The sequence below is a fragment of the Sphingomonas sp. BL-S-28 genome (genome assembly GCF_055521515.1).
Genome location: NZ_CM145484.1, coordinates 388,984 through 408,389 on the forward strand (window position 1 = coordinate 388,984; position 19,406 = coordinate 408,389).

Consider the following 19,406-nt stretch of genomic DNA (forward strand, 5'->3'; position numbering starts at 1 on the left):
CGCCGGTCACAGCGCGGTATCGCCGGATTCGCCGGTACGGATGCGCACCGCCGATGCCAGATCGAGGACGAAGATCTTGCCGTCGCCGATGGCTTCGGTGCTGGCGATCTGCTGGATCGTCTCGACGATCTTCGGCGCCAGATCGTCCGGAGCGGCGACCTCGATCTTCACCTTCGGCAGCATGTTGGTCGAATACTCGGCCCCACGATAGATTTCCGTCTGCCCCTTTTGACGACCGAAGCCCTTCACTTCGGTAACGGTCATGCCGGCGACGCCAATCGCGCCCAGCGCTTCCCGAACTTCGTCGAGTTTGAAGGGCTTGATGATGGCTATGATGAACTTCATGCCTATCCCCTGCTTGCCACCGGCCCCAGCACCGGCTGCGATTACGTGAAGCAAGGGGCGTGCCAATTTATCAATTGGCGAGTTTCGGCGTGATTTTTATATAACGCTCGCAAGTGCAGCACGAACTGCCGCCTGATTCATGAGCAACTGCCTATTTTTTAGGCAATTCCAGCTTGGCAAAAACCGGCAGGTGATCGGATCCTGTCGCGGAGAGCGGGCTGTGATGGACATTTGTTCCAACAACCGCCCATTCACCGGATACGATGATGCGATCCAGCTGGGCCAACGGCCGGCGCGATGGGAAACTGCGGCCGGGCGCGAGCACATGCCAAGGCTTTGCGAATTCACGAAAACAGCCGCCATGCAGCGACCATTCGTTGAGATCGCCCATCAATACGGTGGGCACATGCGCGTCGCACCCATCGACATGGGACAAAACACTTCGCACTTGCAACCTGCGGCGAAGGCCCGACAGGTCGAGATGCATGCCGACTACACGGAAACGATGCCCTTCCAATTCCAGATCCGCCCGTACCGCACCGCGCGGCTCCAGCACCGGCAGCGGCACTGGCGAGGCATCGCGCAGATGGATGCCCTTGCGCACAAGAATGGCATTGCCATGCCAACCCAGACTGTCCGGCTTCATCGAAAGCGGCACGGGCGTATAATCCGACGCGCCATGGATCACGTCGAGCGGCAGGGCCGCCATGCGCCGTCCGTAGCGGCGATCCACTTCCTGCAAAGCAACGACATCGGCATCGATCTCGCGCAGCACCGTCAGAATGCGCTCGGGATCGCGCCGTCGGTCGAGACCGACGGCCTTGTGGATGTTGTAGCTGGCGAACGTAATCTGCAAGGATGGGCCCCACGGGTTTCGCGGAAGGATCAGTCTAAGCCGCCCATTCTACCAAAGCCAAGATGACCCTGGTCCGAACAGGCGCAATATCCAATCCGCAAGACCTGCGGGCGGTTCCCTCCTCAGCGCTCCTTTGTGGCGCTGAAGGTCAGGTCCGGATTGCGCTCCTGCTGATAACTGACATCCCATGCGGAACGCGCCATGAACACCGGGTCGCCATCGCGGTCCTTGGCGAGGTTCATCTTGTTGAACTCTCCAAAATCGCGCAGCGCCTTGTCCTCGCCCTTGATCCAGCGCGCCGTGTCGAACGGCGCAGGCTCCAGAACCGCCTCCACCTTGTATTCGGCTTCAAGACGGCTGATCAGCACGTCGAGCTGAAGCTGGCCGACCACGCCGACCACCCATTGCGAGCCGATTTCGGGGTAGAACACCTGGATCACGCCCTCTTCCGAAAGGTCGTCCAGCGCCTTGCGCAGCTGCTTGGTCTTGGTCGGATCCTTCAGCGCCACGCGGCGCAGGATTTCCGGCGCGAAGTTGGGCAGGCCGGTGAATCGGACCAGATTCTTTTCCGAAAGCGTATCGCCCACGCGCAAGGTGCCGTGGTTGGGGATACCGATGATATCGCCCGGCTCTGCACTGTCGGCAATCTCGCGATCCTGCGCGAAGAACAGGATTGGCGAGTGCACCGCGATCGGCTTTCCGAGGCCCGAGGGCGTCAGCTTCATGCCGCGCTTGAAGGTGCCCGAAACCAGCCGCATGAAGGCGATGCGGTCACGGTGCATCGGGTCCATGTTGGCCTGCACCTTGAAGATGAAGCCGGTCACTTCCTTGTTCTCCGGCTCGATCGTACCCGCCTCCGAAGGCTGCGGGCGCGGCGGCGGCGCGAACTTCGAAATCGCATCGATCAGTTCGGCCACGCCGAAATTCTTCAGCGCCGAACCGAAGTAGACCGGCGTCAGGTCACCGCCGCGATAGGCATCGACGTCGAATTCGGGATAGCCGGCCTGCGCCAGTTCCAGCTCTTCCGCCACGGCATCGGGCAGAGTGGCGTTTTCGTCGACATGGCCGAGGTATTCCTTGCTCGGCCCTTCGGGACGGCTGACGTTGCCGGTGGCAATGTCCAGAATGCCTTCGAACAGGCCGCCCATGCCGACCGGCCAGGACATCGGGCAGACATCCAGCGCCAGCATGTCCGCCACTTCGTCCATCAGGTCGAAACAGGCGCGGCCTTCACGGTCCACCTTGTTGATGAAAGTGATGATCGGCACCGAGCGCAGGCGGCACACCTCGAACAGCTTGCGCGTCTGCGGCTCGATGCCCTTGGCCGCGTCGATCACCATGATCGCCGAATCGACCGCGGTGAGCGTGCGATAGGTGTCTTCGGAGAAGTCTTCGTGGCCCGGCGTATCGAGCAGGTTGAAGGTCACCGTATTGCCGTCGGCATCGGTCCGCTCAAACGTCATGACGGAGCTGGTGACCGAAATGCCGCGCTGCTGTTCGATCTTCATCCAGTCCGAACGCGCACGGCGCGCGGCGCCACGCGCCTTCACCTGACCGGCAAGGTGAATAGCGCCGCCTTGCAGCAGCAGCTTTTCGGTCAGGGTGGTCTTACCAGCGTCGGGGTGCGAGATGATCGCGAAAGTACGGCGAGAGTTGCTCATCGGCGCGCTTTAGTGGCGCATGCGATATCCCGCAACTCTCGCGTATTGGCAGGTCGGCGCTTACTTGCGGCGATAGCGGAAGTACCAGACTTCATGGCCATAAACCGTGCGCGCCTTCGTCTCATAGCGCGTTTCCGGCCAGCCGCTCGGTCGATTCTGGAAATCGGCGGGCTTGTCGCAGAGCCATTCGAACTGGTCCGTATGCCGCTGCATCACCATCAGCGCGTGGCGCAAGTAGACGTCGTGATCCGTGCCGAAGCGGAATTCTCCGCCCTTCTTCAGCTTTGCCGCGAACATGTCTACCGGGCCGTCGTTCATCATGCGCCGCTTGGCGTGGCGGGCCTTGGGCCAGGGGTCCGGATGCAACAGATAAAGCATCGACAGCGAGCCATCGGGAATGCGCGCCAGCACTTCCAGCGCATCGCCGTGATGGATGCGCACATTGCCGATCGGCGGATGCGCGCCATTGTCGCCCGCCACGTGGGTCAGCGCCTGCGCGACGCCGTTGATGAAGGGCTCGCAGCCGATGAAGCCATGATCGGGCAGCATGTCGGCGCGCTGCGCCATGTGCTCGCCGCCGCCGAAGCCGATCTCGAAATGCATCGGGCGATCATCGCCGAACAGGCCCACGGCCGTGACCGGACCTTCGAGCGGAACCGCGATTCGCGGCAGCAGGTTGTCGACCAGCGCCTGCTGGCCCGCGCGCAGGGGCTTGCCCTTGGCGCGGCCATAGAGGCGGTTGAGCGTGGTCGGATCGCCGGATTTGTGAGCCGTCATGGCGCGGCGCAGTGACACCAACGCCGCGCAAGGTCAACGCCTGGGACATGCGCGAGTGCAGCGCCGCTTCACCAAGCAACGAAAAACGGCCCACCCCGAAAGGCAGGCCGTTTTCACTCACTGCGAGGGGATCGCAATTTCGTTCCAGTCCCCCAACCGGAAAATCAGACCTTGCGCCGCGCTTACGCGACTTCGGCCAGTTCGTCGGGATCGCGCAGAACGTAGCCACGGCCCCAGACGGTTTCGATGTAATTGGCGCCGCCGCAGGCATGCGCCAGCTTCTTGCGCAGCTTGCAGATGAAGACGTCGATGATCTTCAGTTCGGGCTCGTCCATGCCGCCGTAAAGGTGGTTCAGGAACATTTCCTTGGTCAGCGTGGTGCCCTTGCGCAGCGAGAGCAGCTCAAGCATCGCGTATTCCTTGCCCGTCAGGTGCACGCGCGCGCCATCGACTTCCACCGTCTTGGCGTCGAGATTGACCACCAGCTTGCCGGTGCGGATGACCGACTGCGAATGGCCCTTCGAACGGCGCACCACGGCGTGGATACGGGCGATCAGCTCTTCGCGATGGAAAGGCTTGGTCACATAGTCGTCGGCACCGAAGCCGAACGAGCGGACCTTGGAATCCATTTCGGAAATGCCCGAAAGGATCAGGACCGGCGTCTGCACCTTGGCCACGCGCAGCTTCTTCAGAACGTCGTACCCGTGCATGTCGGGCAGGTTCAGGTCGAGCAGGATGATGTCGTAATCATAGAGCTTACCGAGATCCAGGCCTTCCTCGCCCAGGTCGGTGGAGTATACATTGAACCCTTCGGCGGTGAGCATAAGCTCAATCGCACGCGCCGTGGTAGGTTCGTCCTCGATCAACAGCACTCGCATTGGGTTGCCCCCCTTTTGCCCCTCTGTCCGCCCTGCCTACGCCAACGCTGCCAAGCGCTACGCTAACCAGGCCTAAACGGACATTGCCGTGTATTAACCATATGACCTATGAAGGTTAAAGGTTAATTTGCCGTAAAACGCAAACCGGCTGAGATCCGCATTGGATCATAAGGTGGCAGCCCAATGGGAAAACTACGTAGGTGGTAGGGAAAGGGCTGTACGCGGCGGTTTCGATGCGCGGATTTCCGCCTTTCCACCGCGCCTGACCGGCTCTCGGCGGCCGATCCGTTGCAGATAGGTCCACAGCCCGCACTGCAAACCGACCAGCATCAGAATGAACGGCTGGAACGCGATTCCCACGAACAGCGAGCCGATCAGATAGACGATCTGCGCCAGTTGCAGCGCCACCGCGAGCGGCGCGGCCCAAGCCTCATCCGGCTCCTTGCAATTCTTCCAGCGGCGGCGAATCAGCTCCATCTGCAGCAACCCGGTAAGTTGCAGCGCGATCCACAGCGCGAATCCGGGGAAGCCCTGCTCCCCCAGCATCTCGAAGTAACTGGAATGGAAGGCCCTCCCTTCCTCCACCACGCGCGTGCGGGTGACGGTGGTGGTGCCCCCGTCGGTAGCGGTCACGATAGTGTCATAGGAGACTTTGCTGGCGATATTGACCACGAAGCCGCCACCCATCGGATGCTGCTTCACATAGTCCCAGGTCCATTTCCACACACCGATTCGCGTGCTGGCGGACTGGTCCGCCTGGTGATTTTCGATCGTGCCCATGCGCGCCAGGAACGAGGCTGGCAGGAACGGTACCGCCAGCACGACTGCGATCGCCATTCCCCCGGCAATCAACACCTTGTGCTTCGCCGTGCGCAGATAGAACAGGCAGAGCACGCCCAGGCAGACGAGCCCGGTGCGCGCCTGCGTGCCCACTGGAATCAACGCGCAGGCGAAGATCAGCGCGGCGGCGAACAGCTTCACGCGCCAATCCGTCGGGAAGATCGTGCCGTATTTCGCCAGCCACAGGATCAGCGGGATGATGGCGATTGCCACGCTCGACAGGATCGAGCCTTCGAACAGGCCCGTGTTGCTCTCGACGAAGATTCGTAACGAGCCGTAGCCGCCCCCACCCAGTGCCGTCTTGATGCCGCCGTCGATGATCAGCGCGCTGGCGGAAAGCACCATGACCAGCACTACAGCCTCGATCCTGAGGCGCGTTCGCAAGGTCAGCGGCAGGAAGATCGCGAAGACCAGCGCCTTCCACACCCAGGCCCATTTCTCCTGCGCCGCATCGGGGTAGACCGCGGTGAACGTGGAGATCGCACAGTAGATCAGCAACGCGATCAGTAGTCCTTGCCGGATATTGAACCGCATGTCGCGCTTGTCGTCGAACAGCAGCCAACCGCCGAACGCAGCGCCAAAGGCCATCAGCGAGACGGGTATGTGCGAAAGGATGCCCCACGAGATGAGCTGGGGCGCGACGATATCCACATAGAGATAGCAAAGCACCCACAGAAACGGCCGTCGGAAGCCCAGAATCAGGAACGTGCAGAGAAAGCCGGTGAGTCCAAGGTCAAGCATCGTCGCCCGCCCCGCGATTCCAGATTACACCGCGCCGGATCGGACGCCCTGAACCGGCACGTGGCTTCTTTTCGGCCTGCGCGGGATCCGCCTTCTCCGCCCGCGCGCCCTCGACGTCCAGATCGGGACGCAGTAACAGGCGCCAGGCCGCCAGTGCCAGCAGGCCGTGGCTGAGAGCTAGGGCGAATATGTCGACCATGATCCGCAACCGCTATCAGTGCCGGGTTGACGCCGCGTTAAGCGTTCTTCGTTAGCCATTTCCGCCATGACCCGGGTTCTCCACGTCCTAGACCACTCGCTGCCGCTCCACAGCGGCTACACCTTCCGCACGCGCGCCATCCTGAAGGCGCAAGAGGGCATGGGCTGGGAAGTGCGCGGCGTCACCGGCCCCCGCTACCACGCCGGAGCGGCCGCGTGCGAACATTTCGACGGGTTGACGTTCCATCGCAGCGCGGGCGAGGCCAGCGGTCCCCCGCTCTGGCGCGAATGGCGCGAGATCGCGCTGTTCGAACAGGGAATCGAGGCTGCCGTGCGCGAATGGCGCCCGGATGTGATCCACGCCCATTCCCCCGCGCTTTGCGGCGCCGCCGCCCTGCGCGTGGCACGCCGCCACGGCATCCGCTGCGTCTACGAGATTCGCGCCTTCTGGGAAGACGCCGCCGTTGGCAACGGCACCGGGACCGAGGGCTCTTTCAAATATCGCCTGATTCGCGCGCTGGAAAACCGCGTCGTCGCCCGGGCCGATGCCGTCGTCACCATTTGCCAGGGCCTGCGCAACGATCTGATCGCGCGCGGAACACCGGCCGAAAAGATCACCGTATCGCCCAACGGCGTCGATCTGACCCTTTTCGGCGAACCCGTGCCGCGCGATGCTGCGCTTGCGCGCGAACTCGGCTTCGAAGTCGATGGACGGCCCTGCCCGGTGATCGGTTTCATCGGCAGCTTCTACGATTACGAGGGTCTGGACGACCTGATCGCCGCCATGCCCCTGCTGCTGCAGCGCCAGCCCGACGCGCGCCTGCTGATGGTGGGCGGCGGCCCGCGCGAGGAAGCCTTGCGCGCGCAGGCGGAGGCGTCGAGCGCGGCCGAGGCCATCCGCTTCATCGGCCGCGTGCCGCATCATGAGGTCGATCGCTACTACGCGCTCTGCGACGTCATGGCCTATCCCCGCAAGAAAAACCGCCTGACCGACCTTGTCACTCCGCTAAAACCGTTGGAGGCGATGGCCCAGCGCAAGCTGGTGGCGGCCAGCAGCGTGGGCGGGCATCGCGAACTGATGGAGCATGGCGTGACCGGCACGCTGTTCGCCCCCGACGATCCGGCAGCCTGCGCCACGGCCCTTGCCGATCTGCTCGCCAACCGTGAAGGGTGGGAGCGGATGCGCGCGGCGGGGCTGGAACATGTCCGCTCCAGTCACGATTGGGCTTGCAATGTCCGCCGTTATCGAGACGTTTACCAAATCCTGCCAGTCGATAAGGTTCAAGACGGGCTCGATGCCGCAGCATGAACGGCGCGCGGATAAAGCCAGGTCGCAAACCGCAGGTCAGCACGGGGTCATGAAGGTGGCGAAACAGGAACGCAACCCGCAGCGAGGTGGTAGCGGCGGCACCAGCCAGCCGATCACCCGCCATCCGCTCTTTCCGGCAATCGTCGCACTGTGGTTCGCCGCGCTGTTCGGCGTGGTCGGCGTGCTGCTGGGCACCACCACCATAGAACGCATCGTGGCGGCCACCGGCCTTGCCAAGGCGATCCCGATGGCCGCCCCGCCGCTCGGCACCACAGCGCGCCTGCTGGTCGCGCTGGGCCTTACCGGCATCGGCGGCCTTGTCGGCGCGCTGATCGGATTGCGCCTTTCCGCCCGCAACAGGCCGCTTGCCGAAGCCATGCATGACCTGAGCGACAGCGGTTTCGAGGAGATCGACGAGCAAACCACCGTCGGCCGCCTGCCCGGCCGTCGTCGCGGGCTCGCCGCCCCGGCCGAAATCGACGCGGCCGAATCGGAACCGGTTGTTGGTCCGGCATCAATTGCAGCCCCTGCCCCGGCATCCGGCATTTTCCAGCTCTCCGACCTTGAAGACGACGAACTCGATGCCCGTGCCGCTGCCGCGCTCGCCGCAGTCCGCAAGCCGGACCTCGCGCAGATCGAAGCCGAAATCAACGAGTGCGAAGCGGTCGTGTCTGGCGTCGACAACGAAGACGAAGACACCGGGCCAGCTCTCCTGACCGACGCCTTCTCTCCCGCCGCCTGGGCCGATCCCGTCCATTCGCCGGCTATCGGTTTCGACGAGGGCGACGATACGGACGACGACGGGGACGCCCCGGTCTCGCGCCTGTTCGAAGCCTATACCCGCACGCTGGAAGCTCGCGATGCGGCTGCTACCCCGGCGCAGGATGAAGCCGACACGCCGACCGAGCAGGCGCTTTCCGAACCGCTCGGCGCCGAAAGCATGGAAGCAGCGCCGCCCGCCAACGTTCCGCCGGTATCGCCGGGCGCCGAACGCATCGCCGCCGCCCGCCTGGACGACCTCTCGCCCGTCGAACTTCTGGAACGGCTGGCCCTGGCGATGGAAGAACAGCGCCGCAAGCTCGCGCTGGCCCAGGCGGCATCGCTTTCGGTCGTGCCTTTCGCGGCCAAGACCGCACATGATGTCGCCGACGAGCCGGAAACGCAGCCCTTCGAGCAAATCGAAGCCGCACCTGAGGACAAGAGCCCCCCGGCTCCGTCCTTAGCGCCTATTCTCCAACGGCTGTCGTCGCTCAATGCGACTGCTCCGTTCGCACCGCCGCCTTTTGCGCCGCCGCCCTTCGGCGCGCGCCAGCCGATTGCGACGACCGAAGCCGATGACGAACCGGTCCAACCGGCGGCCTTCGCATCGCCCACGCCGGGTGAAACCGACGCCATCGGGGGCTGGTCGGACGGCGACGAGGCGATCGCAGACGCTCCGGCTCCGGCCGAAGCCCCCGAGCACACCAACTCCGAACCATCCCAGCCCGTGCGGGTGCCCGCTGCTCTGCGGCCGGTGGGAACCGCCGCGTTTGACGAGGACGACACCGTCCCCGGCTATATCCCGCCGCGCCGCATCATCATGCCGGCCGCGCCGGCAGTCGCGGCGGACGCGCCCGAAGGCGCCCCTGACCACGGCGGCGACCGGCCCATGGCCGGACTGGCCGGCGGACACGATTTCACTCCCGGTGCCGACGAGGAAGACGACGAAGACGAAACCCTCGCGTCATTCCAAGAAGACGACGGCTTCGCCGACGATGGCGAGGACATCGTGGAAGAAGGCGTGCTGGACGAAGGCTACTCCTCGCTGCTCGGCCTCCAGCGTCGCGCCGAACCGCGCAACCGCCTCATCAGCATCGAAGAAGAAGCCGCTGCCGCCTTCGACGAAGGATCCGGCCACGCCATTGGCGGTGTCTACCCTGAAGACCACGCCATCGCGATGGACGATGGGGCCCAGGCCTTTGCGCAACAGCCGCTGCCAGGCGCACGGCTGTTCGATCCGCCGGGGCGCCCCGATCCAGCCGAAACCGAAAAGGCCCTGCGCGCGGCGCTCGCCACGCTCCAGCGGATGAGCGGCGCAGCCTGAAGCATCGCCATCAGATGAAAGAGAAAGAGGCGGGAGATTTCGATCTTCCGCCTCTTTCGTTTGCGCTTTGCCGGCATGCCCCGGCTGCGAACCAGACAAGTCACGGAACGGCTTCTCGTGGACTTTCCAATGCCCCTTTTCGCCGCCGATTCCTGTCGGAAGCGGAATTTGTCCCGACAATGGCTGAAAACTGCCCGATTCCGCTCTGCGCCTCATCGCCATCGGCGAACCAGACATCCGAAACGGACAACAAAATTCCCATTTTTACCGTGTCAACGCACTAAATCTTCGCCAGCGCGCTCCTTCGCGGTTGCAAAAGCGTCCCGTAATCGTCATGGGGGCGCTTAGGGGACACCATGGCGAATTCTGGCCGCGTGCGATTCGTGCGCGCCGGAGCGAGGCGCATGGTGCGAACCCCGGACAACGACAGGATGGGTTTTATCGATGGGATTTCCTAAGCCCCAGGGCCTTTATGATGCGCGTAATGAACACGATGCCTGTGGTGTGGGCTTTGTCGCCCATATCAAAGGAAACAAAAGCCACGCCATTATTACCCAGGCCTTGGAAATCCTTAAAAATATCGACCACCGCGGTGCGGTGGGCGCCGACCCGCTGCTGGGTGACGGCGCAGGAATCCTGACTCAGCTTCCCGACACTCTGTTCCGTAGCTGGGCCGCCGCCACCGGCGTCGAACTGCCCAAGGCGGGCGACTATGCCGTGGCCATGTGCTTCCTGCCGCAGGACGAAGCCTGCCGTGACCTGATCACGCAGACTTTCGAAAAGTTCGTGGCCAAGGAAGGCCAGACCCTGATCGGCTGGCGCGATGTGCCGGTGACGCTGGACGGGCTCGGCAAGACCGTGCTCGAATCGATGCCGGTGATCCGCCAGTGCTTCGTCGGCCGCGGTGAGAACTGCGCCGATCAGGATGCGTTCGAGCGCAAGATCCTGGCGATCCGCAAGCAGACCCAGAACCCGCTGACGGCGATGGCCGAAAAGCATAACATGCCGGGGCTCACCGAGCTCTACATGCCCAGCTTCTCGACCCGCACGATCGTCTACAAGGGCCTGCTGCTGGCGACCCAGGTCGGCTCGTTCTACGACGATCTGCGCAATCCCGAGTTCGTCTCTGCGCTCGGCCTCGTCCACCAGCGGTTCTCGACCAACACCTTCCCCAGCTGGAAGCTGGCGCACCCGTTCCGCTTCATGGCGCACAACGGTGAGATCAACACGGTTCGCGGCAACGTGAACTGGATGAACGCCCGCCGCCGCACCATGGAATCGGAACTGTTGGGCGCCGATCTCGACAAGATGTGGCCGCTGATCCCGCACGGCCAGTCGGACACCGCGTGCCTCGACAATGCGCTGGAACTGCTGCTGGCCGGCGGTTACTCGCTGAGCCACGCGATGATGATGCTCATCCCCGAGGCATGGGCGGGCAACCCGCTGATGACCCCGGAACGCCGCGCGTTCTACGAGTATCACGCCGCCCTGATGGAACCGTGGGACGGCCCGGCCGCCGTGGCCTTCACCGATGGCCGCCAGATCGGCGCCACGCTGGACCGCAACGGACTGCGCCCCGCGCGCTTCCTCGTCACCGACGACGACCTTTGCGTCATGGCGTCAGAATCGGGCGTGCTTCCGATCAAGGAAGACAACATCGTCCGCAAGTGGCGCCTCCAGCCCGGCCGCATGCTGCTGATCGACTTCGAGGAAGGTCGCATCATCGAGGACGAGGAGATCAAGAACCAGCTCGCAGGCGAAGAGCCTTACGAGAAGTGGCTCGAGATGGCGCAGTACAACCTCGCCGACCTTGACGTGATCGAGCCTGAGCTGGCCCAGATCCCCGAACCGACCGGCACCCTGCTCGATCGCCAGCAGGCCTTCGGCTACACGCAGGAAGACACCTCGCGCTTCCTCGAACCGATGGCCGTGGACGCGGACGATCCGCTCGGCTCGATGGGCACCGACACGCCGATCCCGGTGCTGTCGAACCGTTCGCGCCTGCTCTACGACTACTTCAAGCAGAACTTCGCGCAGGTCACCAACCCTCCGATCGACCCGATCCGCGAGGAACTGGTCATGAGCCTCGTCTCGATGATCGGTCCGCGCCCGAACCTGCTGGGTCATGACGCCGGTTCGCACAAGCGTCTGGAAGTCAGCCAGCCGATCCTCACCGACGAGGATCTGGCGAAGATCCGCTCGGTCGAAGCTGCGCTCGACGGCGCGTTCCGTACCGAGACCATCGACATGACCTGGGACGCCTCTGCGGGCGCCACCGGCCTGGAGATGGCGATCAAGGAAATGTGCTGGGCGGCCACCGAGGCGGTGCTGGCGGACAAGAACATCCTTGTCCTGTCCGACCGTGCGCAGGGCCCGGACCGCATCCCGATGCCGGCGCTGCTGGCGACGGCTGCCGTCCACCACCACCTCGTCCGCCAGGGCCTGCGCATGCAGACCGGCCTCGTCGTGGAAACCGGCGAAGCGCGCGAAGTGCACCACTTCTGCGTGCTGGCAGGCTTCGGCGCGGAAGCGATCAACCCTTACGTCGCCTTCGAGACGATCGAGGAAATCCGCACCCGCAAGAACCTGCCGGTAACCGCCGAAAAGGCGCGCAAGAACTACATCTACGCGATCGGCAAGGGCATCCGTAAGGTGATGTCCAAGATGGGCATCTCGACCTACCAGTCGTACTGCGGCGCGCAGATCTTCGACGCGGTCGGCCTGTCCAGCGCCTTCGTCGAGAAGTACTTCACCGGCACCGCCACCACCATCGAAGGCGCCGGCCTGACCGAGATCGCGGAAGAGACCGTCCGCCGCCACGCTTCGGCCTATGGCGACGATCCGATCTACGCCAACATGCTCGACGTGGGCGGCATCTACGGTTCGCGCGTGCGCGGTGAGGAACACGCCTGGTCTTCCGAGAACATCGGCGCGCTCCAGCACGCGGTGCGCGGCAATGTGCCCGAAAAGTACCGTGAGTTCGCGCAGTCGATCAACGACCAGTCCAGCCGCCTGCTGACCATCCGCGGGCTGATGGACTTCGTGCCCGGTGCCTCGGTGCCGCTCGAAGAGGTCGAATCGGCCGCCGATATCGTCAAGCGTTTCGCCACCGGCGCGATGAGCTACGGCTCGATCTCGTGGGAGGCGCACACCACGCTGGCGCTGGCCATGAACCGCATCGGCGGCAAGTCGAACACCGGTGAGGGCGGCGAGGATCCCAGCCGCTTCAAGCCGCTGCCGAACGGCGATTCGATGCGTTCGTCGATCAAGCAGGTTGCCTCGGGCCGCTTCGGCGTCACCACCGAATACCTCGTCAACGCCGACGACATCCAGATCAAGATGGCCCAGGGCGCCAAGCCCGGCGAAGGCGGCCAGCTGCCCGGCGACAAGGTCGACAAGACGATCGGCGCGACGCGTCACTCGACGCCGGGCGTCGGCCTGATCTCGCCGCCGCCGCACCACGACATCTACTCGATCGAGGACATCGCGCAGCTCATCCACGACCTCAAGAACGTGAACCCCACGTCGCGAGTCTCGGTGAAGCTGGTGTCCGAAGTCGGTGTCGGCACCGTGGCGGCAGGTGTCTCCAAGGCGCGTGCGGACCACATCACGATCTCTGGCTACGAAGGCGGTACCGGCGCTTCGCCGCTGACCTCGCTGACGCACGCGGGTTCACCCTGGGAAATCGGCCTTGCCGAAACCCAGCAGACGCTGTTGCTCAACAATCTGCGCAGCCGCGTGGTGGTTCAGGCCGACGGCGGCCTGCGCACCGGGCGTGACGTGGCCATCGCGGCGCTGCTCGGCGCCGACGAGTTCGGCTTCGCCACTGCCCCGCTGATCGCGGCCGGCTGCATCATGATGCGCAAGTGCCACCTGAACACCTGCCCGGTCGGCGTTGCCACCCAGAACCCGGTGCTGCGCGCGCGCTTCACCGGCCAGCCGGAACACGTGATCAACTACTTCTTCTTCGTGGCCGAAGAGCTGCGCGCGATCATGGCGGAGCTGGGCTTCCGCACGATCGCGGAGATGGTCGGCCGCGTCGACCGTCTCGACATGAAGAAGGCGATCACCCACTGGAAGGCCAAGGGTGTCGACCTGTCCAAGGTGCTCTATCAGGCCCCGCTGGGCGACAGCCCCTCGCTCAACTGGAGCCAGACGCAGGACCACGGTTTGGAGCATGCGCTGGACAACGTGCTGATCGAAGCCGCCGCCGATGCGCTGGACAAGCGTGAGCCGGTGCGGATCGAAAAGCCGGTGATCAACGTCAACCGCACCGTCGGCGCCATGCTTTCGGGCGAAGTGGCCCGTCGCTACGGCCATGCCGGCCTGCCGGACAACACGATCAACGTGAAGCTCACCGGCGTTGCCGGCCAGAGCTTCGGCGCCTGGCTTGCCCACGGCGTCACGCTCGACCTGACCGGCGACGGCAACGACTATGTCGGCAAGGGTCTGTCGGGCGGCCGCGTGATCGTCCGCCAGCCGGGCCACGTGAACCGCGATCCGCTGCAGAACATCATCGTCGGCAACACCGTGCTCTACGGCGCGATCTCGGGCGAGGCGTTCTTCAACGGCGTCGCCGGTGAACGCTTCGCGGTGCGCAACTCGGGCGCCGTCACGGTGGTCGAAGGCTGCGGCGATCATGGCTGCGAGTACATGACCGGCGGCGTGGTGACCGTGCTGGGCAAGACCGGCCGCAACTTCGCGGCGGGCATGTCGGGCGGCGTCGCCTACGTCTATGACGAGGACGGCCAGTTCGAGAAGCTGTGCAATCCCGCCATGGTCGATCTCGTGAAGTTCTCGGCCGAAGCCGACGAGGAAGACGGTGCCGGCCGTCCGCAGCAGCGGACCAACGGCGTCACCGACCTCGGCATGGGCGACATGCTGCGCCACGACGCGGAACGCCTGCGCGTACTGCTCGAACGGCACCACCTGCACACCGGTTCCAAGCGGGCCCGTGCGCTGCTCGACGACTGGGCGACCACTGTGTCGAAGTTCGTCAAGGTGATGCCGCGCGACTACGCCAAGGCACTCCGCCAACTCGAGGCCGAGCGGCTTGAAGCCGCTTCGGTGGCCGCAGAATAATTCGAAGGTAATAGAAATGGGCAAGGAAACCGGCTTCCTCGAACTGGATCGCCAGGATCGCACCTATGGCGACAAGGCCGAGCGTCTGAAGAACTACAAGGAGTTCGTCGTTCCGCTTTCGGCCGGCGCGCTCAAGGATCAGGCCTCGCGCTGCATGAACTGCGGCGTGCCGCACTGCCACACCGGCTGTCCGGTCAACAACATCATCCCGGACTGGAACCACCTGGTCTACGAAGATGACTTCCGCAACGCGCTGGAAGTCCTCCACTCGACCAACAACTTCCCCGAGTTCACCGGCCGCATCTGCCCCGCCCCGTGCGAGGCGGCCTGCACGCTGAACATCATCGACCAGCCGGTCACCATCAAGTCGATCGAATGCGCGATCGTCGACAAGGGCTGGGCCGAAGGCTGGATCACGCCGAAGGTCGCCACCAAGCGCACCGGCAAGTCGGTGGCAGTCGTGGGTTCGGGCCCGGCGGGTCTGGCCGCTGCCCAGCAGCTGGCCCGCGCCGGCCACTCGGTGACGGTGTTCGAAAAGAACGACCGCGTCGGCGGGCTGATGCGGTACGGCATTCCCGACTTCAAGATGGAGAAGCACCTCATCAACCGCCGCATGGTGCAGATGATGGCCGAAGGCGTGGAGTTCCGCACCTCGGTCGAAGTCGGCGTGACGGTTTCGGTGGCTTCGCTGAAGGAAAACTTCGACGCCGTGGTCTTCGCCGGCGGCGCCGAGGATCCCCGTCCGCTGAACATCCCGGGCTTCGAACTGCCCGGCGTGCGCTTCGCGATGGAATTCCTGACCCAACAGAACAAGCGCAACGCGGGTGACGACGAACTGCGCGCCGCCCCGCGCGGCACGCTCTCGGCCACCGGCAAGCACGTCATCGTCATCGGCGGCGGCGACACCGGTTCGGACTGTGTCGGCACGTCCAACCGCCAGGGCGCGGCTTCGGTCACGCAGCTGGAAATCATGCCCAAGCCGCCCGTTCATGAGAACAAGGCGATGTCCTGGCCGAACTGGCCGCTCAAGCTGCGCACCTCGTCCAGCCACGACGAAGGTTGCGAGCGCGACTGGGCCGTGCTGACCAAGCGCGTCGTCGGCGAGAATGACGTCACCGGCCTCGAATGCGTCCGCGTCGAGTGGAAGGACGGCAAGATGCAGGAAGTGGAAGGCAGCGAGTTCACGCTCCAGGCCGACCTGATCTTCCTAGCCATGGGCTTCGTCGGCCCGCGCAAGGCCGGCATGCTCGATCAGTCGGGCGTCGAACTGGACGCGCGCGGCAATGTGAAGGCGACGATGGCCGACTACCGCACCAGCGACCCGGCGATCTGGTCGTGCGGCGACATGCGTCGCGGTCAGTCGCTGGTGGTCTGGGCGATCCGCGAAGGCCGCCAGTGCGCCCGCGCGGTGGACGAAGCGCTGATGGGCGTTTCCGAACTGCCGCGCTGATCGAACGCGATATGACAATCAGGAAAGGGCGCCCCTCACCGGGCGCCCTTTTCGTATCTGGGCGCCTCAGGAAGCCGTCCGGGCGATAGGCCCGTGCTTGACCCCCACGACGCCGGGGCCGAAATTCCCGTGACTACGGGAGAGATAACATGTTGCTGGAAATCGCCGAAATCGACGTTCGCCACGGATCGGAAGATGCCTTCGCCAAGGCCATGCGCGAAACCGGCGTTCCCGAACTGGCGGCCTGCGAAGGGGTGGTTTCCATCCGCTTCGGCCGCGGTGTGGAAAACCCCTCGCGCTTCACCTTCAATGTGGTCTGGACGTCGATGGATGCGCATGTCGCCGCGCGCAAGCTGGACAACTTCGACCGCTTCCGCACCGCCTTCGACGACATGGCAATCGGCGGCACCATGCATCACTACGAAATGGACGAGGCGGTAGCCGGCCTTTCCGCCTGACCGCCCCCGTCAATTAGCGCTTACCAGTCGATCCGCCCGCGTCCGTTACCTTCGAGGAATTCGTTGGCCTGGCTGAAGTGCCGGCAGCCGAAGAAACCCGCATAGGCCGAAAGCGGGCTGGGATGCGGCGCGGTGAGCACGAGGTGATGGCTGGACGCCAATCCGGGCACCCGCATCGCCTTCTTCTTCGCATGGCTGCCCCAGAGCAGGAACACGCAGGGCGCCTGCTTTGCGGCAACGGCGGCGACCGCCGCGTCGGTGATCGCTTCCCATCCGCGATTCTGGTGCGAACCGGCCTGCGCCGCCTCCACCGTCAGCGCATTGTTCAGCAGCAGCACGCCCTGCCGTGCCCAATGCTCCAGATTGCCGTGGCCCGGCGCGGTCACACCGCAGTCGGTCGCCAGCTCTTTGTAGATATTCACCAGCGAGGGCGGCACTTTCACACCTTCCATCACCGAAAATGCAAGGCCATGCGCCTGCCCGGGGCCGTGATAAGGGTCCTGCCCCAGGATCACCACGCGCACTTCGTCCAGCGGCGTCAGTTCCAGTGCGCGCAGCCGGGTTCCGCGCGGGGGATAGATGACCTTGCCGGCCACTTCCTCGGCTTTCAGCCAACCACCCAGCCGCCGCGACTCGGGCGTTTCCAGTACCGGCGCAAGCGCATCCTGCCAGGATGGCGGCACGCCCTGCATGGCTTCTGCTGCTTCCATCGCCGACTTACTCCCGAATTGTCGATATCGGGCAGCCCGAGGGGGCATCCGACCATTGCGAAAACCTGGGCCAGTCCCTAAGCATTTCCGGACTATGGCTGTCTATCTCCACGAAGAAGATCTCCCCGAAGGCGTACTCGCGCCGGGGCCCGTTGCCGTCGATACCGAGACGATGGGCCTGATCACCCCGCGCGACCGCCTTTGCGTGGTCCAGATTTCCGACGGCAAGGGCGACGAGCATCTCGTCCGCTTCGCGCCGGGCAGCGCCTATGACGCGCCCAACCTGAAAGCGGTGCTGGCCGACCCGGCGCGCCTGAAGCTCTATCATTTCGCGCGATTCGATCTTGCCGCGATCGAGCACTACCTCGGCGTCACTGCCGCGCCGGTGTTCTGCACAAAGATCGCCAGCAAGCTGACCCGCACGTACACCGATCGCCACGGGTTGAAGGACCTGGTGCGCGAACTGCTGGGCAAGGAAGTGTCCAAGCAACAGCAGTCGAGCGACTGGGGCGCCGCCGAACTGACCGACGCGCAGAAGGACTATGCCGCGTCGGACGTGCGCTATCTCCACGCCATGCACGAGATTCTCGTCGTGCGGCTCGCGCGCGAGAACCGCACCGAGATCGCGCAGGCCTGTTTCGATTTCCTGCCCGCCCGCGCGCGGCTCGATCTCGCCGGGTGGCCCGATCACGACATCTTCAGCCACGAAGCCGCCTGACCCTTAAACCGGAGAGCACGCGCGCATGTCCGAAGAAGCCATCCAGATCCGCAATCGCCGCCGGCATTTCGCCGCGCCCGGCGGTTCGCACGATCGTCTGGTCGGCTTCCTGGCCAAGGCGCTGCCCACCGGCATCGGGCTGGTTGCCGCGGTGATGATCCTGATCCCCCTCTCCCCGCGCGGAGAGATCAGCTTCCTGCTGGACCGGAACAAGGTGGCGGTGACGGAGCAGCGCATTGCCGTGTCCAACGCCGCCTATCGCGGTCAGGACAATTCGGGACGTGACTTCGTGGTTACTGCCGGCACCGCCGTACAGCATTCGCCGGATATTCCGGTGGTGGATATGCTCGACCTCGTTGCCAAGATGAACATGAAGGACGGGCCCACCACGATCGCGGCACCGCGCGGGGCCTATAATTTCGACGAGGATACCATGAAGGTGTCCGGCCCAGTGAACTTCAACGGCGCCGGCGGTTACCAGATGACCACCAAGCAAGTGGACATCGACGTCAAGCAGAAGACCGCGGTCGCTTCGGGCGGTGTCTCCGGCAGCGGCCCCAGCGGCACGTTCAGCGGCAACACGATGCATGCCGATCTCGACAACCGTACAATAACGCTCGAAGGCAATGCGCGCGGGCGCATCACGCCCGGCAAGCTGAGGATCCCCCAATGACCGTTCGCTCCGGCCTCCTCCGCACCGCTGTCGTCTTGCCGGTTGTGGGACTAGCCATCGTCACCGCCGCGCAGCAACTGGGCGCACAGGTTCTTTCCGGGCACAACAGCAACGCCCCGGTCGATTTCGGTGCCGACCGCATCGAGATGCAGGACAAGCAGAATCGGGTCGTCCTGACCGGTAATGTCGACATCACCCAGACCGATTTGCGCATGCGCGCGGCCCGCACGGTGATCGATCTTGCCAATTCCAGCCAGATGCAAGTCAACCGCATCACTGCCAGCGGCAGCGTCGTGGTGACGCGCCAGGACCAGACGGCCACCGGCGATACCGCGATCTACGATCTGAATCAGCGCATCATCACGATGGTCGGCAATGCAACGCTGAAGCGCGCCGGCGGCGACACACTGCGTGGCGGCCGCTTCGTGATCGACCTGAAGAGCGGCGTCTCCTCCGCCTCGGGCGGGCGCGTTACCGGCACCTTCAACGTACCCAAGAAGAACTGAACGCGCCTCGAAGGCGCCGTTGGTCAACGAAAGCCCGCTAAAGGCAGTCGATCAATCGCGCTTTGAGGGTGGTTCGGGCTATTGTTCGAAATCGGGCGCCCGGTTTCGCCCTCTTTCGAAG

The 19,406-nt window shown here is 64.4% G+C and carries 16 protein-coding genes; 8 read left to right on the plus strand and 8 right to left on the minus strand.

Translation table 11 applies throughout. The features are described from left to right. Positions 1 to 6: 6 nt before the first annotated feature. The 7 genes from ACZ1JC_RS10600 to ACZ1JC_RS10630 form a co-directional block, all read right to left on the minus strand. Positions 7 to 345, minus strand: a complete 339-nt coding sequence (locus ACZ1JC_RS10600) for a P-II family nitrogen regulator (RefSeq protein WP_465136892.1) — start codon at positions 343 to 345, stop codon at positions 7 to 9. 151 nt (positions 346 to 496) lie between these two features. After that, a complete protein-coding gene (locus ACZ1JC_RS10605) occupies positions 497 to 1,201 on the minus strand; it encodes an endonuclease/exonuclease/phosphatase family protein (RefSeq protein WP_465136891.1) in 705 nt (234 codons plus the stop codon). A gap of 122 nt (positions 1,202 to 1,323) precedes the next feature. Beyond that, positions 1,324 to 2,862, minus strand: coding sequence for a peptide chain release factor 3 (locus tag ACZ1JC_RS10610; RefSeq protein WP_465136890.1), 1,539 nt, complete (start codon positions 2,860 to 2,862; stop codon positions 1,324 to 1,326). Positions 2,863 to 2,922: 60 nt separating this feature from the next. After that, a complete protein-coding gene (gene trmB, locus ACZ1JC_RS10615; RefSeq protein WP_395329915.1) occupies positions 2,923 to 3,639 on the minus strand; it encodes a tRNA (guanine(46)-N(7))-methyltransferase TrmB in 717 nt (238 codons plus the stop codon). Positions 3,640 to 3,821: 182 nt separating this feature from the next. Then, positions 3,822 to 4,517: a response regulator transcription factor CtrA gene (ctrA, locus tag ACZ1JC_RS10620; RefSeq protein ID WP_132389726.1), complete on the minus strand. Its 696-nt coding sequence runs from the start codon at positions 4,515 to 4,517 to the stop codon at positions 3,822 to 3,824. A gap of 192 nt (positions 4,518 to 4,709) precedes the next feature. Next, positions 4,710 to 6,098, minus strand: coding sequence for a putative O-glycosylation ligase, exosortase A system-associated (locus ACZ1JC_RS10625; protein ID WP_465136889.1), 1,389 nt, complete (start codon positions 6,096 to 6,098; stop codon positions 4,710 to 4,712). After that, positions 6,091 to 6,297 carry a hypothetical protein gene (locus ACZ1JC_RS10630; protein WP_465136888.1) on the minus strand — a complete coding sequence of 69 codons (207 nt, stop codon included), beginning with the start codon at positions 6,295 to 6,297 and terminating at the stop codon, positions 6,091 to 6,093. The genes ACZ1JC_RS10625 and ACZ1JC_RS10630 overlap by 8 nt, the downstream gene beginning before the upstream one ends. Before the next feature lie 66 nt (positions 6,298 to 6,363). On the opposite strand from ACZ1JC_RS10630, the gene ACZ1JC_RS10635 reads away from it, so the two are divergent. From ACZ1JC_RS10635 to ACZ1JC_RS10655, 5 genes are all read left to right on the plus strand, one after another. Further along, positions 6,364 to 7,605 carry a TIGR04063 family PEP-CTERM/XrtA system glycosyltransferase gene (locus tag ACZ1JC_RS10635; RefSeq protein WP_465136887.1) on the plus strand — a complete coding sequence of 414 codons (1,242 nt, stop codon included), beginning with the start codon at positions 6,364 to 6,366 and terminating at the stop codon, positions 7,603 to 7,605. Between the two features lie 49 nt (positions 7,606 to 7,654). Next, positions 7,655 to 9,688: a hypothetical protein gene (locus ACZ1JC_RS10640; protein WP_465136886.1), complete on the plus strand. Its 2,034-nt coding sequence runs from the start codon at positions 7,655 to 7,657 to the stop codon at positions 9,686 to 9,688. A gap of 444 nt (positions 9,689 to 10,132) precedes the next feature. Then, complete coding sequence (gltB, locus tag ACZ1JC_RS10645) at positions 10,133 to 14,770, plus strand: glutamate synthase large subunit (protein ID WP_465136885.1); 4,638 nt, start codon at positions 10,133 to 10,135, stop codon at positions 14,768 to 14,770. Between the two features lie 16 nt (positions 14,771 to 14,786). Further along, positions 14,787 to 16,220, plus strand: coding sequence for a glutamate synthase subunit beta (locus ACZ1JC_RS10650; RefSeq protein WP_465136884.1), 1,434 nt, complete (start codon positions 14,787 to 14,789; stop codon positions 16,218 to 16,220). Positions 16,221 to 16,369: 149 nt separating this feature from the next. Beyond that, the gene (locus tag ACZ1JC_RS10655; protein ID WP_465136883.1) at positions 16,370 to 16,678 is read left to right on the plus strand and encodes a putative quinol monooxygenase; all 309 of its coding nucleotides are present in this window, start codon (positions 16,370 to 16,372) and stop codon (positions 16,676 to 16,678) included. A 20-nt stretch (positions 16,679 to 16,698) separates the two neighbouring features. Here ACZ1JC_RS10655 and ung read toward each other — a convergent pair whose 3' ends face one another. Then, positions 16,699 to 17,388, minus strand: a complete 690-nt coding sequence (ung, locus tag ACZ1JC_RS10660; protein ID WP_465136882.1) for a uracil-DNA glycosylase — start codon at positions 17,386 to 17,388, stop codon at positions 16,699 to 16,701. A gap of 94 nt (positions 17,389 to 17,482) precedes the next feature. On the opposite strand from ung, the gene ACZ1JC_RS10665 reads away from it, so the two are divergent. From ACZ1JC_RS10665 to ACZ1JC_RS10675, 3 genes are read left to right on the plus strand one after another with little or no spacing between them, the layout of a single operon-like run. Continuing rightward, positions 17,483 to 18,106, plus strand: a complete 624-nt coding sequence (locus ACZ1JC_RS10665) for a ribonuclease D (protein WP_465136881.1) — start codon at positions 17,483 to 17,485, stop codon at positions 18,104 to 18,106. A gap of 25 nt (positions 18,107 to 18,131) precedes the next feature. Further along, positions 18,132 to 18,779 carry an LPS export ABC transporter periplasmic protein LptC gene (gene lptC, locus ACZ1JC_RS10670; protein WP_465136880.1) on the plus strand — a complete coding sequence of 216 codons (648 nt, stop codon included), beginning with the start codon at positions 18,132 to 18,134 and terminating at the stop codon, positions 18,777 to 18,779. Next, entirely contained in the window at positions 18,776 to 19,285 is a 510-nt protein-coding gene (locus ACZ1JC_RS10675) for an LptA/OstA family protein (protein WP_465136879.1), read from the plus strand. Before lptC ends, ACZ1JC_RS10675 begins: the two co-directional genes overlap by 4 nt. The last annotated feature ends 121 nt before the right edge of the window (positions 19,286 to 19,406 follow it).

Excerpts from the sequence above, each read along its gene's own strand:
- ACZ1JC_RS10600 (WP_465136892.1), bottom strand. The coding sequence starts at position 345 with ATGAAGTTCATCATAGCCATCATCAAGCCCTTCAAACTCGACGAAGTT.
- ACZ1JC_RS10610 (WP_465136890.1), bottom strand. The coding sequence starts at position 2,862 with ATGAGCAACTCTCGCCGTACTTTCGCGATCATCTCGCACCCCGACGCT.
- trmB (WP_395329915.1), bottom strand. The coding sequence starts at position 3,639 with ATGACGGCTCACAAATCCGGCGATCCGACCACGCTCAACCGCCTCTAT.
- ctrA (WP_132389726.1), bottom strand. The coding sequence starts at position 4,517 with ATGCGAGTGCTGTTGATCGAGGACGAACCTACCACGGCGCGTGCGATT.
- ACZ1JC_RS10625 (WP_465136889.1), bottom strand. The coding sequence starts at position 6,098 with ATGCTTGACCTTGGACTCACCGGCTTTCTCTGCACGTTCCTGATTCTG.
- ACZ1JC_RS10630 (WP_465136888.1), bottom strand. The coding sequence starts at position 6,297 with ATGGTCGACATATTCGCCCTAGCTCTCAGCCACGGCCTGCTGGCACTG.
- ACZ1JC_RS10635 (WP_465136887.1), top strand. The coding sequence starts at position 6,364 with ATGACCCGGGTTCTCCACGTCCTAGACCACTCGCTGCCGCTCCACAGC.
- ACZ1JC_RS10640 (WP_465136886.1), top strand. The coding sequence starts at position 7,655 with ATGAAGGTGGCGAAACAGGAACGCAACCCGCAGCGAGGTGGTAGCGGC.
- gltB (WP_465136885.1), top strand. The coding sequence starts at position 10,133 with ATGGGATTTCCTAAGCCCCAGGGCCTTTATGATGCGCGTAATGAACAC.
- ACZ1JC_RS10650 (WP_465136884.1), top strand. The coding sequence starts at position 14,787 with ATGGGCAAGGAAACCGGCTTCCTCGAACTGGATCGCCAGGATCGCACC.
- ACZ1JC_RS10655 (WP_465136883.1), top strand. The coding sequence starts at position 16,370 with ATGTTGCTGGAAATCGCCGAAATCGACGTTCGCCACGGATCGGAAGAT.
- ung (WP_465136882.1), bottom strand. The coding sequence starts at position 17,388 with ATGGAAGCAGCAGAAGCCATGCAGGGCGTGCCGCCATCCTGGCAGGAT.
- ACZ1JC_RS10665 (WP_465136881.1), top strand. The coding sequence starts at position 17,483 with ATGGCTGTCTATCTCCACGAAGAAGATCTCCCCGAAGGCGTACTCGCG.
- lptC (WP_465136880.1), top strand. The coding sequence starts at position 18,132 with ATGTCCGAAGAAGCCATCCAGATCCGCAATCGCCGCCGGCATTTCGCC.
- ACZ1JC_RS10675 (WP_465136879.1), top strand. The coding sequence starts at position 18,776 with ATGACCGTTCGCTCCGGCCTCCTCCGCACCGCTGTCGTCTTGCCGGTT.